Here is a 15,954-nt window from a genome sequence, read left to right as displayed (position 1 = left end):
AGGGCTAGGGTGAGGGGCTTTTAAATGAGAGGGTTATTTGCTGGTCAGCTGCAGGTTTTCAGCCGCCGGTTTGCCATCGAACGTGGTCACACCTTCCAGCCAGCGCTGCTTGTCTTCCGGGTGATCCTTGAGCCATTGCTTGGCCGACTCGAAGGCGTCCTTGTGGTCGAGCAGCGGCTGCATCATCCGGCTCTCGTCCTCGGCGGTGAACGTCAGATTGGTCAGCAGGCGACCAATGTTCGGGCATTGCTCGGCGTATTTCGGCGCTGTGACCGTCCACACGGTGGCCATGCCTTCATTCGGGCCGAGGGCGTCGTCGCTGCCGGTCAGATAAGTCATCTTGACGTTGACGTTCATCGGGTGCGGCGCCCAGCCGAAGAACACCACGGCCTCTTTGCGGCGCACGGCGCGGTCGACGGCGGCGAGCATGCCGGCCTCGCTCGACTCGACCAGCTGGAATTTGCCGAGGCCGAACTGGTTCTTGGCGATCATCGCTTTGATCTGCGTGTTGGCGCCCGAGCCTGGCTCGATGCCGTAGATCTTGCCGCCCAGTTCTTTTTCGAACTTGGCAATGTCGGCGAAGGTTTTCAGGCCCTTGTCGGCCAGATAAGTCGGCACGGCGAGGGTCGCACGGGCATCTTTCAGGCTTGGCGCTTCGAGGACTTTGACCTGATTGGCGTCGACAAACGGCGTGATGGTCTGGGTCATCAGCGGGTTCCAGTAACCGAGGAACAGGTCCAGGCGCTGATCGCGGATCCCGGCGAAGATGATTTGCTGGGACGCACTGGTTTGTTTGGTGTTGTAGCCGAGGCCGTCGAGCAGGACCTGGGTCATGGCACTGGTGGCGATCACGTCGGTCCAGTTGACCACGCCCATGCGCACGTTCTGGCACGAGGCGGGTTCGGCCGCCATGACGCTGGCGCTCAAGAAAGCGGTACCGCTGAGTGCAAGAACACAGCTGCTGATCAGTCGTTTCATGTCGGGTTCCTCGGCAGGTGGTTTATTGTGGTTCCCGGCGTCTGATGCGCCGGTGATGCCAAGTTACGCAGCTATGCCCCCGTAAAAGCGCACTGCGGCGACTGGCATTTGCACTGTAGCGACCTGTGCGCTTGAACGCTGACGACAATCGGCGTATCAACGAGCCACGCTCCCCTCCCTCTCGTTACCCGCGAATCGAGTGCGCCCATGTCCCAGGACTTCTACTTTTTGCTGATGCCGGGGTTCTCCGCCATTGGCTTTATTTCCGCAATCGAACCGCTACGCGTGGCCAACCGCTTTCGTGGCGAGCTGTATCGTTGGCATGTGCTCAGCGCCGACGGCGGGGCGGTGCTGGCGAGCAACGGCATGTCGGTCAACGCCGACGCGGCACTGGAGCCGCTGAAGAAAGGCGCGACGTTGTTGGTGGTGGCCGGGTTTGAACCGCTGAAGTTCGCCACGCCAACCCTTGAACACTGGTTGCGGCGGCTGGATAACGAAGGCGTCACACTTGGCGCCATCGACACTGGCAGTTTTGTCCTCGCTGAAGCCGGTTTGCTCGAGGGCCATCGCCTGACCCTGCACTGGGAAGCCATTGACGCCTTCAAGGAATCTTATCCAACGCTCAGCGTCACCCAGGAGCTGTTCGAGATTGACCGGCGGCGCATCACTTCAGCGGGCGGCACGGCGTCCATTGATTTAATGCTCGATCTGATCGCCCAGGCTCATGGGCCGCAACTGGCAATTCAGGTCAGCGAACAGTTTGTGCTAGGGCGCATCCGTCCGCGCAAAGATCACCAGCGCATGGAAGTCGCCACGCGTTACGGCATCAGCAACAAGAAACTGGTGCAGGTGATCGGCGAGATGGAGCAGCACAGCGAACCGCCGCTGACCACGCTGCAACTGGCGGAATCGATCAAGGTGACGCGGAGGCAACTGGAGCGTTTGTTTCGGCTGCATCTGAACGATACACCGAGCAACTTCTACCTGCGTCTGCGCCTGGAAAAAGCCCGGCAGCTACTGCGCCAGACCGACATGAGCGTGCTTGAAGTCAGCATCGCCTGCGGCTTCGAATCACCGTCGTACTTCACCCGCAGCTACCGCGCAAAATTCGCCCGCTGCCCCCGCGAGGACCGCCGTACCGCGCAGGCCTGAAATCAAAAGATCGCAGCCTTCGGCAGCTCCTACAGGGAAATGCATTCCAATGTAGGAGCTGCCGAAGGCTGCGATCTTTTGATCTTGCTGTTGGTTACTTCTTCACCAACGCCGAACACGCCGCTTTATAAGCCTCATGCTGATACTTGTTCAACGTCCCCGGCAGCTCGAAATTATGCTTCTTCGCCTGCGCATTGATCGTCTGCGGCGACAACAACGTCACCTCGCAACCATCCAGCAACTGCAAAATCCCCTCAATCTTGAACGTCGTCGGGCCACCGGCAAACTCACCCTTCTTGCTGCGCTTCTTGATCGCAATCCGGTCAACCGAATTCTCCCGCACAAACGACGCCACCTGCGCCGCAAACATCTTCACGTTGGCCGCCTCGTCATCGTCTTCGAGGGCGATCTTCTTGGTGGCAAGGGGAACGTGGCTCAAGGCCGAACCGTCGAGAGCGGCCACGGCGATGATCGCTTCGCTGCCTTTGATTTCGATACCGCAGATTTTCATGTGATTACCTAGATTAGCTATAGAACGGCAGCTTACAGTTCAGACACTCACTCCTGCCCAATAGACTCCAAAAACTCCGACCGTTCATCACTCATCCGCGCCACGCAATCATTCTGCGCAATCGTGAACGCCTTGCTCCCCGCCGTAGCCGGGAACGCCTCCACCGCACAATCCGCGTCCCGCGTCTTCAACCACTGCTGCTGAGCCGTCTTGATCTTGGCGGTAATGTCCGCCAATTGCGTCGGGTTCTTGCCATACGCCGTCTGCATGCGTTCGTTGAGGCTGGCGTAGTTGTCCTTGAGCAGGTCTTCTGCAGTAGTGCGGCTGTAGGTCGAGCATTCCAGGGTCTGGACGTCGTTTTCGACGGCGTCGCACGGGTTGTTGTCGGACTCTTCAGCGGCGTGTACGCCGGTCGCAAGCAAAGCCAAAGCCAGGAAGATCGATTTCATTGTTGTCGCCGCTCTAATCCAGTGGTGTTTCCAAGATGCGGGAGATTCTGGCTCAAGCGCGCGGGCTTGAACAGGTAGCTGATCGGGGCGCCTGGCGACCCTTTGTCGCGGATTGACGCTTTCGGCAATTCCCCTGTCGTTTTTGCACCCGGTCGCCCCGGCACCGAGGCATATGCTGGCCCCAAAGCGCCGGCAGACGATTCGGCGCATGAATCGCCAATAAGGGGACGCCTGATGAGCCCAGCCGAATTACACGCCGACAGCATCGTTATCGACGGTCTGATCATTGCCAAATGGAACCGCGAGCTGTTCGAAGACATGCGCAAGGGCGGTCTGACGGCGGCCAACTGCACTGTGTCGGTGTGGGAAGGCTTTCAGGCGACCGTGAACAACATCGCTGCCAGCCAGAAGCTGATCCGCGAAAACAGCGACCTGGTGATGCCAGTGCGCACCACTGCCGACATCCGTCGCGCCAAGGAACAAGGCAAGACCGGCATCCTCTTCGGCTTCCAGAATGCTCACGCGTTTGAAGACCAGATCGGCTATGTCGAGGTGTTCAAACAGCTCGGCGTCGGCATCGTGCAGATGTGCTACAACACCCAGAATCTGGTCGGCACCGGTTGCTACGAGCGTGACGGCGGCCTGTCGGGTTTCGGTCGCGAAATCGTCGCCGAGATGAACCGCGTTGGCGTCATGTGCGACTTGTCCCACGTCGGTTCCAAGACTTCCGAAGAAGTCATCCTCGAATCGAAAAAACCGGTCTGCTATTCCCACTGCCTGCCGTCGGGTCTCAAAGAGCACCCGCGCAACAAGTCCGATGCAGAACTGAAGTTCATTGCCGATCACGGCGGTTTTGTCGGCGTGACCATGTTCGCGCCGTTCCTCGCCAAAGGCATCGATTCGACCATTGACGATTACGCCGAAGCGATCGAATACACCATGAACATCGTCGGCGAAGACGCCATCGGCATCGGCACCGACTTCACCCAAGGCCATGGTCAGGACTTCTTCGAATACCTGACCCACGACAAGGGCTACGCCCGCCGTCTGACCAGCTTCGGCAAGATCATCAACCCGCTGGGCATCCGCACCGTCGGCGAGTTCCCGAACCTGACCGAAACCCTGCTCAAGCGCGGCCACTCCGAGCGCGTCGTGCGCAAGATCATGGGCGAAAACTGGGTGAACGTCCTCAAAGACGTCTGGGGCGAATGAATAACTCTGGAGCCTACTCCGCTCACCGATAGCTGCGTCAGGTCCTCGCGCCAAACTCGCCGTACGTCCCGTACTGTCTCGCTTGTCGCTCCGGTCCTTCCTTGCTCTCGACGTGCTCGCTACGGCTCCAAAGTCATTCATACGGCTTGTTTATAAGAGCAGAGCAAAAGCTTTGCTCGGCACCAACCACGAATTTTTCTGGAGTTAAGTTTCCATGGCCAAGATCGCCCCGCAATTGCCAATCGAAGTCGACAGCGAGACCGGTGTCTGGACCTCCGACGCCCTGCCAATGCTGTACGTACCGCGTCACTTCTTCGTCAACAACCACATGGGCATCGAAGAGGTTTTGGGCGCTGAAGCTTATGCCGAGATCCTCTACAAGGCCGGCTACAAGTCCGCCTGGCACTGGTGCGAGAAAGAAGCTGAATGCCACGGCCTGGAAGGCGTCGCGGTATTCGAGCATTACATGAAGCGCCTGTCGCAGCGCGGCTGGGGCCTGTTCAAGATTCAGGACATCGACCTCGACAAAGGCACTGCCAGCGTCAAGCTCGAACACTCGGCATTCGTCTACGTCTACGGCAAGGTCGGGCGCAAAGTCGATTACATGTTTACCGGTTGGTTTGCCGGGGCCATGGATCAGATTCTTGAGGCTCGCGGCAGCAAGATTCGCACCGTCGCCGAGCAAGTCTACGGTGGCTCCGAAGAAGGCCACGACGACGGCCTGTTCACCGTCAAGCCGTTGTAAGTCGAGGAACCCGCCATGGCTTTCGAAGCAATGTTCCAGCCGATCCAGATCGGTAAACTGACCATCCGCAACCGCGTGCTCAGCACCGCGCACGCTGAGGTCTACGCAACGGACGGCGGCATGACCACCGACCGCTACGTCAAATACTACGAAGAGAAAGCCAAGGGCGGCATCGGCCTGGCGATTTGCGGCGGCTCCTCTGTGGTCGCCATCGACAGCCCGCAGGAATGGTGGAGCTCGGTGAATTTGTCCACCGACCGCATCATTCCGCATTTCCAGAATCTGGCCGACGCCATGCACAAGCATGGCGCCAAGATCATGATTCAGATTACCCACATGGGCCGGCGCTCGCGCTGGGACGGCTTCAACTGGCCGACGCTGATGTCGCCCTCGGGCATCCGTGAACCGGTACACCGCGCCACCTGCAAAACCATCGAGCCGGAAGAAATCTGGCGGGTGATTGGCAACTATGCCCAGGCGGCGCGTCGGGCCAAGGCCGGTGGTCTCGACGGCGTTGAGCTGTCAGCGGTGCACCAGCACATGATCGACCAGTTCTGGAGCCCGCGCGTCAACAAGCGTACCGACGAATGGGGTGGCACCTTCGAAGGCCGGATGAAGTTCGGTCTGGAAGTGCTGAAAGCCGTGCGCGCCGAGGTCGGTGACGACTTCTGCGTGGGCATGCGTATCTGCGGTGACGAGTTCCACCCGGACGGCTTGTCCCACGAGGACATGAAGCAGATCGCTAAGTACTACGACGACACCGGCATGCTCGACTTCCTCGGTGTTGTCGGCTCGGGTTGTGACACTCACAACACCCTGGCCAACGTGATTCCGAACATGAGTTATCCACCGGAGCCGTTCCTGCATCTGGCCGCCGGGATCAAGGAAGTGGTCAAGGTGCCGGTGCTGCACGCACAGAACATCAAGGATCCGAACCAGGCCACGCGCATCCTTGAAGGCGGTTACGTCGACATGGTCGGCATGACCCGTGCGCACATTGCTGACCCGCACCTGATCGCCAAGATCAAGATGGGCCAGATCGACCAGATCAAACAGTGCGTCGGCGCCAACTATTGCATCGACCGCCAGTATCAAGGCCTCGACGTGCTGTGCATCCAGAATGCTGCAACGTCCCGTGAATACATGGGCGTGCCGCACATCATCGAGAAATCCACCGGGCCGAAGCGCAAAGTGGTGATCGTCGGTGCCGGCCCGGCCGGGATGGAAGCGGCACGTGTTGCTGCCGAGCGAGGCCACGACGTGACCCTGTTCGAGAAGAAGGAATTCATCGGCGGACAGATCACCACCGCATCGAAAGCGCCGCAGCGTGACCAGATCGCCGGTATTACCCGTTGGTTCCAACTGGAACTGGCGCGGCTGAAAGTCGATCTGCGCCTGGGCACGGCGGCTGATGCCGACACCATCATGGACTTGCGTCCGGACGTGGTGGTGCTGGCGGTCGGCGGGCATCCGTACCTGGAACAGAACGAACACTGGGGCGCCGCCGAAGGGCTGGTGGTCAGCAGCTGGGACGTGCTCGACGGCAAGGTCGCGCCGGGCAAGAACGTGCTGGTCTACGACACCATTTGCGAGTTCACCGGGATGTCGGTTGCTGACTTCCTCGCCGACAAAGGCAGCCAGGTCGAGATTGTCACCGACGACATCAAACCGGGCGTGGCCATCGGCGGTACGTCGTTCCCGACCTACTACCGCAGCATGTACCCGAAAGAAGTGATCATGACCGGCGACATGATGCTGGAAAAGGTCTACCGCGAAGGCGACAAACTGGTCGCGGTGCTGGAGAACGAATACACCGGCGCGAAAGAGGAGCGGGTGGTCGATCAGGTGGTGGTGGAAAACGGTGTGCGTCCGGATGAGGAAATCTACTACGCGCTCAAAGAGGGTTCGCGCAACAAGGGCCAGATCGACGTCGAAGCGTTGTTCGCGATCCAGCCGCAACCTTCGCTGAGCACCACCGGCGACGGCTACTTGCTGTTCCGCATCGGCGACTGCGTGGCGCAGCGCAACACGCACGCCGCGATCTATGACGCCCTGCGGCTCTGCAAGGATTTCTAAGGGCTAGTGAACCGATCGTTCCCGCGCTCTGCGTGGGAATGCCGCAATGGACGCTCTGCGTCCGCTTGGGACGCGAAGCGTCCCGGGATGCATTCCCACGCAGAGCGTGGGAACGATCATTGAACGCCGTGTTTCTCCAGGTTGTACTGGTGGGAGCTTCACCATGTTGAACACCCTTCTTCCAATCCTGTTGTTCGCAGCTATCGGGCTTGGTGTCCTCGGCGCGTTGCGGCGGGTAGCGATGTGGCGCCGGGGCCGGGCCTCGAAGGTCGATCTGATCGGCGGCCTGTTCGCCATGCCCAAGCGCTACATGGTCGATTTGCACCATGTCGTGGCGCGGGACAAATACATCGCCAACACCCACGTGGCCACGGCCGGCGGTGCGGTGGCGTCGATTGTGCTGGCGCTGCTGGTGCACGGTTTCGGCCTGCATAACCGCATACTCGGTTACGCCTTGCTGCTGATGACGGCGGTGATGTTCGTCGGTGCGATCTTCGTTTATCTGCGTCGGCGCAACCCGCCGGCGCGGCTGTCGAAAGGCCCGTGGATGCGCCTGCCGAAAAGCCTGCTGGCGTTCTCGGCGTCGTTCTTTCTGCTGACCTTGCCGGTGGCCGGGATTCTTCCGGAAAACTTTGGCGGCTGGATACTCGCGGTCATCCTCGGGATCGGCGTGTTGTGGGGCGTGTCGGAACTGTTCTTCGGCATGACCTGGGGCGGGCCGATGAAACACGCCTTTGCCGGTGCCTTGCACTTGGCGTGGCACCGTCGCGCTGAACGTTTTGGTGGTGGTCGTTCCACCGGCCTCAAACCGCTGGATCTCAATGATCCTTCAGCACCATTAGGGGTAGAGAAACCCAAGGATTTCACCTGGAACCAGTTGCTCGGTTTCGACGCCTGCGTGCAGTGCGGCAAGTGCGAAGCGGCGTGCCCGGCGTTCGCTGCCGGTCAGCCGCTGAACCCGAAGAAACTGATTCAGGACATGGTCGTCGGTCTCGCCGGTGGCACCGATGCGAAGTTCGCCGGCAGCCCGTATCCCGGCAAACCAGTGGGCGAACACAGCGGTAATCCACATCAACCGATCGTTAACGGTCTGGTCGACGCCGAAACCCTGTGGTCGTGCACCACCTGCCGTGCCTGCGTCGAGGAGTGCCCGATGATGATCGAGCACGTCGACGCCATCGTCGACATGCGCCGGCACCTGACCCTGGAAAAAGGCGCGACCCCGAATAAGGGCGCCGAGGTCCTCGAAAACCTGATCGCCACCGACAACCCAGGCGGTTTCGCCCCGGGCGGGCGGATGAACTGGGCGGCGGATCTGAACCTCAATCTGCTCAGCGAGAAGAAATCCACCGACGTACTGTTCTGGGTCGGCGACGGTGCCTTCGACATGCGCAACCAGCGCACTTTGCGCGCGTTCGTCAAAGTGCTGAAAGCGGCGAAAATCGACTTCGCCGTGTTGGGGCTGGAAGAACGTGACAGTGGCGACGTGGCCCGCCGTCTCGGCGATGAAGCAACCTTCCAGTTGCTCGCCAAGCGCAACATCCAGACCCTGGCCAAATACAGCTTCAACCGCATCGTTACCTGCGATCCGCATAGCTTCCATGTGTTGAAAAACGAGTACGGCGCGTTCGACGGCAACTATCTGGTGCAACACCACAGCACCTACATGGCGGAAATCATTCAGGCCGGTGCGTTGAACCTCGGTCAGCACAAAGGCAACAGCGTGACCTATCACGACCCGTGCTACCTCGGTCGTTACAACGGCGAGTACGAAGCGCCGCGCGAAGTGCTGCGTGCGCTCGGTATTGAAGTCAAAGAGATGCAACGTTCCGGCTTCCGTTCGCGCTGCTGCGGCGGTGGCGGCGGGGCGCCGATCACTGACATTCCGGGTAAGCAACGGATTCCTGATATGCGCATGGAAGACATCCGCGAGACCGGCGCCGAACTGGTGGCGGTGGGTTGTCCACAGTGCACGGCGATGCTCGAAGGCGTGGTCGAACCGCGTCCGCTGATCAAGGACATCGCCGAACTGGTCGCCGACGCGCTGCTCGAAGACGCCGCGCCAAGCAAGCCTGCCACTCCGGCCAAACGTGAACCTGCGGAGGCCCACTGATGAGCGACATTATCCGCCGCGACCCGCGCGCCGAATGGATTGCGCGTAACCGCCTGCACCCGCTGCACGCGGCCATGCAACCAGCGCAACACAGCTGGATGGGACCTAACGGCATCATCCGCAAAAACCTCCATGGCATCGGTTTTATCGGCCCCAACGGCATCAAGCGTATCGACCGCAGCGGCGCGCAACAGGGCGGGGCGGTCAAACGCTCGGCGGCTGTGGAAGTGCAATTGCCGCTGCATCAGGTGCCGGCCCCGGCGTTCTATATCTGTGTGGTGCCGGACATGGTCGGCGGCCGCCTGAGCAGCCACGATCGCGACTTGCTCGGCCTCGCTCATCAGCTCGCCGGCAATGACGGCGCGGTGCTGGCGGTGGTCTTTGGCGAGCACAAGGAAAATGCCTTCGCCACGGCAGGCGTCGATCGCTTGCTGGTACTCGAGGGCGAAGCCTTTAGTGGTTATGCACCGGAGCAACGCGCGCAAGGTTTGCGCGCTGTGGATAACCAGTTCAACCCGCGTCACTGGCTGCTCCCTGACAGTCGCAGCGGTGGCGGTGAACTCGGCCGGCGCTTTGCCGCGGCATTGGGCGAGCGCCCGGCGACACGGGTCTGGCAGGTCAAGGATCAGGAATGCATCGGCCGCGCTGGCGCGGGGCTGCAAGACCTTGCCCGTCCCGTCGCACGGTTGATTCTGGCGGCGGCCGAATGCGCTGAACCGGTCAGTGAAACCCGTCACGAAGCGTTGCCGGTGGAGTTATCCACAAGTGTCGCTCGTAGCCTGTCGCGGATTGAAGATCTCGGCGCCGTTGCGGTCGACCCGGCAGCGATTCCGATGGCCGAAGCGGAGTTCATTTTCTCCGGCGGCAACGGCGTCAAGGACTGGGCACTGTTCCACGAAACGGCGGCGGCACTCGGCGCTACCGAAGGTGCGTCGCGGGTGGCGGTGGACGATGGCTTCATGGCCCGTGATCGCCAGGTCGGCGCGTCCGGCACCTGGGTTACCGCGCGGGTGTATGTTGCGGTGGGGATTTCCGGGGCGATCCAGCACCTGCAAGGCATTGGTGCCTGTGACAAGGTGGTGGCGATCAACCTCGATCCGGGTTGCGACATGATCAAGCGTGCAGACCTCTCTGTGATCGGCGAGAGCGCAGAGATTCTTCAGGCGTTGATCGAGGCGGTGGCGGCTTACCGCAACGAAGCCAAGCGCGATGCGGCTTAAGGAAACGCTATGAACACGAAAGTAATCAGTCTGGTTTCAATCGGCGCTCACCCTACTTCCGGGCGGCCACGCCGCGCTGATCAGGACGCGCGCGCCGTGGAACTGGGTTTGCAACTGGCTGGGGATAACTTGCAAGTGCTGCATGCCGGCGACGTTGCGGAGCCGGCGTTGCGCGCCTATCTGGGCATGGGTCTTGAGCAGATGCATGTGCTGGAGCAACCGGCTGGTGCCGATGCGCTGCCGGCGCTGACCGCGTATCTGCGTGATGCCGGTGCGCAGGTGGTGCTGACCGGCAGCCAGGCAGAGACCGGTGAAGGTTCGGGGATGTTGCCGTTCTTGCTGGCGGAAGGTCTGGGCTGGCCGCTGGTGGTGGGACTGGCGCAGGTCGAGTCGATCAATGACGGTTCAGCACTGGTGCTGCAAGCGTTGCCGCGCGGGCAACGGCGCCGGTTGAAAGTGAAGCTGCCGTTTCTGGCGACTGTGGATAACGCCGCGCCGAAACCTCGGCAGAGTGCCTACGGGCCGGCGCGACGCGGGGTCTTGCAGGCTGACGACGTCGAAGTGGTGGACGATGAGTTGCTCGCGGTTGCTACTTTGCAACCGGCCAAGCCACGGCCGAAACGCTTGAAGGTGATCAAGGCCAAGAGTGGGGCGGACCGGATGAAGGCCGCGACGGCCAAGGCCAGTGGGGGCGGGGGGCAAGTGCTCAAAGGTGTTACTGCACAGGCCGGGGCTGAAGCGATCCTCAAGTTGCTGATTGAAGAAGGTGTGGTTCGCTGAAAAGCCCCTCACCCTAGCCCTCTCCCAGAGGGAGAGGGGATCTACGGTGGCGTACTCAAGCGTTACATCGACCTGAGAGATCGGCGTGAGCTCAGGTCTGGCCAAGCTAAGGACACCGCATAAGTCGCAAGTCGCTGCATATTTCCAATACACCTGGGTCGGCTCCCTCTCCCGGAGGGAGAGGGCTGGGGTGAGGGGGGCTGTTTACCCACAATCCCTGTTGGCGGATCTGTGGATAACGTGTTCGCCCATCCCTGCACCCCGCGCCAATCAAGCCCTACAGCCCTTCGATCAAAAAACAACCAGCCTAAGTTACGGATTTTCTGGGCTTTTTATCTTGGATAACTGAATAAGTTGCCCCCAATCTCTGTTGGCGCTTCTGTGGATAAGATGTTCGCTATCCGCTGAAGCCCATACAAACCGTGGCTTTCGAAGGGGTGATCAAAAAACAGTCAATTCGTCAGTTTCCGCACTTAATTCCCGCGCAAGCCTCGATTTCACACAGCCTCCAACGCTTTTCCACAGCAAGGCCAAAGTTACCCCCGATCTCTGTTGGCGCTTCTGTGGATAACGTGTTTGCCATCCCCTACAGGCCTTACAGAACGTGGCTTGCAAGAATGTGATCAAAAAACAACCAATACGTCTGGCAAACCGTCATTCTGGATAAGTCACGATTTTTCTCTACAAATCAGCAAGTTATTTTTTTAATCATCCACAGTTACCCCCATTTGCTGTGGGTGGCTATGTGGATAACTTGTTCGTCAAACCCCGCAAGCCCCGTCCGGCATAGTCCAAATGGCAATTGATCACATTTCATACAGTTCTAAGACGTTGCCTTGACTTCGATTCCTGCGCTGTCTTCACTGCAATGGCACAAGGACAGCCGTCACTTATCCACATCAGGTTCTGGGAGAACGCATGATGGATAGTCAGCCGCACCGCCCCCCGCCCTCGCCACGCAAGCGCACGCTACGGCGCGCCGCCAATCAGCACGCTCGCCTGTAGCGCGCCCCACCCGCCAGACCGCTGTGCTGTCGCCGGACTTGATCCGGTGGCCAGGTGCCCGTCCGCCCATTGATTGCAGGCAACCGCAGAGTTGCCCCATCTGCCTGATTAGAGGAACCACCTCATGACACGGATCGCAACGCCCATCAGCGAGATCAAGGAACACTACGATGTGATTGTCATTGGTTCAGGCTACGGCGGCGGCATTGCTGCCTCGCGCCTGTCCCGTGCCGGCAAACGTGTGTGCCTGCTCGAACGCGGTCGGGAAATCCAGCCCGGCGAATACCCCAACACCATGATCGCCGCCACCGAGGAACTGCAGGTGCATGACCCGGACGGCCATATCGGCTCGCGCACCGGGCTGTTCGACTTGCATGTGAATGCCCAGCAGAACGTCGTGGTCGGTTGCGGCCTCGGCGGCACGTCGCTGATCAATGCCAACGTGGCCCTTGAACCGGAGCCGGGCGTATTCGACGATCCGCGCTGGCCGCAAGCGGTGCGTGAGCACCGCGATACGTTGCTCAAGGACGGTTATGCCCGCGCCCGGGAAATGCTCAAACCCAATCCCTACCCGAACACTGCACCCAACCTGCCCAAACTCGACGCCAACAAGAAATCCGCGGAATACCTCAAGCAGGGCGCGCATTTCTACAAGCCGCCGATCAACGTGACCTTCGACAAGCTGCCAAACAACCTCAACCATGTCGGCGTCGAGCAACTGCCGTGCAACCAGTGCGGCGACTGCGTGTCGGGCTGTAACAACAAGGCCAAGAACACCACGCTGATGAACTATCTGCCGGACGCCTGGAACTACGGCGCGGAGATTTTCTGCCAGGCCGAAGTGCGGCACCTGGAGCGTGATGGTGAAGGCTGGATCGTGCACTTCCAGTACCTCGACAGCGGGCGGGAGACGTTCAACGCGCCGACGCTGTTCGTGAAGGCCGACATCGTCGTGGTCTCCGCCGGCACCCTCGGCTCCACGGAAATTCTTCTGCGCACGCGCGACAAAGGCGTGGTGATGTCCGCCCAGCTCGGCGAGAACATGAGCGGCAACGGCGACATCCTCGGCTTCGGCCACAACTGCGAGCAGACCATCAACGGCATCGGTTTCGGTGCGCACCCGGCCAAGGAACTGCACCCGGTCGGCCCGTGCATCACCTCGGTGATCGACATGCGCACGGAAGGCGACTGGCGCAGCCGCATGGTCATCGAGGAGGGCTCGATCCCCGGCGCGCTCGGCCGGCCGATGGTGCCGGCCATGGCCGGGTTTGCCGAGATGATCGGCGTCGCCACGGATGACAGCTTCAGCGGCAAGGTCAAATACAAGGCGCGTGAAGCGGAAAGCTTTCTGCGCGGCCCGTATTACGGCGCACTGCACAACATGCAGACTTACCTGATCATGAGCCACGACAGCGGCCAGGGACGGATGGTCCTCGACAACAAGGATCAACTGCGTATCGACTGGCCGGGCGTTGGCGAGCAGGAGAACTTCAAGCTCGGCAACGAGCGTTTGCACCAGAGCACCAAGGCGCTCGGCGGCGTGTGGGTGGAGAACCCGATCTGGACCAAATTGCTCAAGCACAGCATCGTTTCAGTCCACCCGTTGGGCGGTTGCGTGATGGGTGAAGACGCGGCGCAAGGCGTGGTCAATCACAAGGGGCAGGTGTTCAGCGGTGCCAGTGGCAGCGATGTTTACGCCAACCTGTACGTGACGGACGGTGCGGTGATTCCGACCTCGCTGGCGGTCAATCCGCTGCTGACCATCTCTGCTGTGAGTGAGCGCAACATGGGCCTGCTTGCCGCCGACCGTGGCTGGCAGATCGACTACACGCTGCCATCCGCACCGCGTAAACCAGTGGCACCGCCAACCCTCGGCGTGCAGTTCACCGAAACCATGAAGGGCTATTTCTCCCGGGCTTTCACTGCGGCGCAAAGCACCGACCTGAAAGTCTACGAAGCAGCGGCCAAACGCGGCGAGGCGGACAATTCGCCGATCGACTTCACCCTGACCATCACCGCCAACGACCTCAACCGCATGATCAAGGAACCCGAGCACGCGGCGACCATCGTTGGCACTGTCATCGCCCCAGCGCTGTCACCGCAGCCGCTGACCGCGAGCAACGGCGTGTTCAACCTGTTCGAACAATTCGAGCAACAGGTCGATACGCGCCACTTGAAGTACGACATGAAACTGACCGCCGAGGACGGTAACGACTATTTCTTCAGCGCCTTCAAAACCGTGCCGGAAGACAACGGCGTGCTGAATATCTGGCATGACACCAGCACGCTGTACGTGACGCTGTATCGCGGGCCGGACAAGACCGGTGAGGTGATCGGTTCCGGGGTGATGCATATTCATCCGACCGATTTCGCCAAACAGATGACCACCATGAAAGTCCTCAATGCGCGCAACGAGCGAGAGCGCATTGAAGGCCTGGCGCGGTTCGGCAAGTTCTTCGCCGGGATCCTCTGGGAAAGTTACGGCGGGGTGTTTGCCGGCGATATCTACTTCAATCCCGACGCGCCGCCACGGTTGAAACGGCCCTTGGATGCGCCGACGCCGGCGGTGCATTTCTTCCCCACCGAAGACGGCGTTGAATTGCGCCTGACCCGGTATCAGGCCGGGAGCAAAGGCCCGGTGATGCTGGTGCATGGCTTGGGCGTGGGTTCGAATATCTTTTCCACCGACACCATCCAGACCAATCTGCTGGAATATCTGTGCAAGCACGACTACGACGTGTGGTTGCTGGATTTTCGCGTGAGTATCCTGTTGCCGGCGAGCAAGAAAGAGTGGAACGGCGACCAGATCGCCCAATACGATTTCAAGGCTGCCATCGCGCAGATTCAGCAGCAGACCCAGGCCAAGGACGTGCAGTGCGTGGTGCATTGCTACGGCGCAACGACCTTCTTCATGTCGTTGCTCGCCGGTTTGCAGGGTGTGCGTTCGGTGGTCTGCTCGCAGATTGCCGCTGACACCGTAGTTGCCACTGCCACAGGGCTGAAGGCCGGATTGCACCTGCCGGGGATGCTCGATGCGATCGGCATCAAGTCGATGACCGCTTACGCCGACAGCAAGGAAAACTGGTTCAACAGACTCTACGACAAGGCCCTCAACGGCTACGCGCGGATCGAGGCGCAGGGCTATTGCACCAATCCGGTGTGCCACCGGATCACCTTCATGTACGCGTCGCTGTATCGCCACGACACCCTCAACGAAACCCTGCACGACAACCTGCACGAGTTGTTCGGTGAGTCGAACATCGAAACCTTCGAGCACCTGGCGCTGATCGTGCGCAAAGGGCACCTGGTGGATTTCAAAGGCAACGATGTGTACATGCCGCACTTTGATCGACTGACCATGCCGATCTGTTTTATCAGCGGTGCCGACAACCAGTGCTACCTGCCGGAAAGCACCCTCAAGACCTACCAGCGCTTGTGCGAAATGCATGGGCCGGAGCGCTATAGCCGGCAAGTGGTGCCGGGCTACGGCCACATTGACTGCATGTTCGGCAAGAACGCGGTGGTCGATGTCTACCCGATCATCCTTGCACACCTGGAGAAAACCGCCCTCGGGTAGTCACTGATCGTTCCCACGTCGAGGCGTCGAACCGTCCGCGTGGGAATGCCGCCATGGACGCTCTGCGTCCGCTTGTGTGACGCAGAGCGTCACGGGATGCATTCCCACGCAGAGCGTGGGAACGATCAGGGGAACT

At 60.4% G+C, this 15,954-nt stretch carries 11 protein-coding genes; 8 read left to right on the top strand and 3 right to left on the bottom strand.

What is annotated here, in order from left to right:
• Positions 1-33: 33 nt before the first annotated feature.
• The gene (locus LOY43_RS26310) at positions 34-978 is read right to left on the bottom strand and encodes a choline ABC transporter substrate-binding protein (RefSeq protein WP_095050254.1); all 945 of its coding nucleotides are present in this window, start codon (positions 976-978) and stop codon (positions 34-36) included.
• A 207-nt stretch (positions 979-1,185) separates the two neighbouring features.
• On the opposite strand from LOY43_RS26310, the gene LOY43_RS26305 reads away from it, so the two are divergent.
• A complete protein-coding gene (locus LOY43_RS26305) occupies positions 1,186-2,130 on the top strand; it encodes a GlxA family transcriptional regulator (protein WP_258708921.1) in 945 nt (314 codons plus the stop codon).
• 94 nt (positions 2,131-2,224) lie between these two features.
• Here LOY43_RS26305 and LOY43_RS26300 read toward each other — a convergent pair whose 3' ends face one another.
• Complete coding sequence (locus LOY43_RS26300; RefSeq protein WP_258708920.1) at positions 2,225-2,641, bottom strand: DUF3010 family protein; 417 nt, start codon at positions 2,639-2,641, stop codon at positions 2,225-2,227.
• A gap of 47 nt (positions 2,642-2,688) precedes the next feature.
• Entirely contained in the window at positions 2,689-3,090 is a 402-nt protein-coding gene (locus LOY43_RS26295) for a lysozyme inhibitor LprI family protein (RefSeq protein WP_077574880.1), read from the bottom strand.
• A 234-nt stretch (positions 3,091-3,324) separates the two neighbouring features.
• Here LOY43_RS26295 and LOY43_RS26290 point away from each other — a divergent pair, with 234 nt between their 5' ends.
• The 7 genes from LOY43_RS26290 (at position 3,325) to LOY43_RS26260 (ending at position 15,818) form a co-directional block, all read left to right on the top strand.
• Positions 3,325-4,302, top strand: a complete 978-nt coding sequence (locus tag LOY43_RS26290; RefSeq protein ID WP_007962626.1) for a dipeptidase — start codon at positions 3,325-3,327, stop codon at positions 4,300-4,302.
• A 214-nt stretch (positions 4,303-4,516) separates the two neighbouring features.
• Entirely contained in the window at positions 4,517-5,047 is a 531-nt protein-coding gene (locus tag LOY43_RS26285) for a DUF5943 domain-containing protein (RefSeq protein ID WP_008083165.1), read from the top strand.
• 15 nt (positions 5,048-5,062) lie between these two features.
• Complete coding sequence (gene dgcA, locus LOY43_RS26280) at positions 5,063-7,123, top strand: dimethylglycine demethylation protein DgcA (protein ID WP_095050261.1); 2,061 nt, start codon at positions 5,063-5,065, stop codon at positions 7,121-7,123.
• Between the two features lie 163 nt (positions 7,124-7,286).
• Positions 7,287-9,236 (top strand): dimethylglycine demethylation protein DgcB, encoded by a 1,950-nt coding sequence (dgcB, locus tag LOY43_RS26275; protein ID WP_095050262.1) that lies wholly within the window; start codon positions 7,287-7,289, stop codon positions 9,234-9,236.
• A complete protein-coding gene (locus LOY43_RS26270; RefSeq protein WP_258708919.1) occupies positions 9,236-10,456 on the top strand; it encodes an electron transfer flavoprotein subunit alpha/FixB family protein in 1,221 nt (406 codons plus the stop codon). Before dgcB ends, LOY43_RS26270 begins: the two co-directional genes overlap by 1 nt.
• Before the next feature lie 9 nt (positions 10,457-10,465).
• Positions 10,466-11,236 carry an electron transfer flavoprotein subunit beta gene (locus LOY43_RS26265; RefSeq protein ID WP_064119206.1) on the top strand — a complete coding sequence of 257 codons (771 nt, stop codon included), beginning with the start codon at positions 10,466-10,468 and terminating at the stop codon, positions 11,234-11,236.
• Between the two features lie 1,129 nt (positions 11,237-12,365).
• The gene (locus tag LOY43_RS26260; RefSeq protein WP_258708918.1) at positions 12,366-15,818 is read left to right on the top strand and encodes an alpha/beta fold hydrolase; all 3,453 of its coding nucleotides are present in this window, start codon (positions 12,366-12,368) and stop codon (positions 15,816-15,818) included.
• The last annotated feature ends 136 nt before the right edge of the window (positions 15,819-15,954 follow it).

It is taken from the genome of Pseudomonas sp. B21-041 (assembly GCF_024748675.1).
In the GTDB taxonomy this organism is placed as follows: domain Bacteria; phylum Pseudomonadota; class Gammaproteobacteria; order Pseudomonadales; family Pseudomonadaceae; genus Aquipseudomonas; species Aquipseudomonas neuropathica.
Note: the sequence above shows the minus strand (reverse complement) of the source record. Positions and strands in the feature narration are given on the sequence as shown.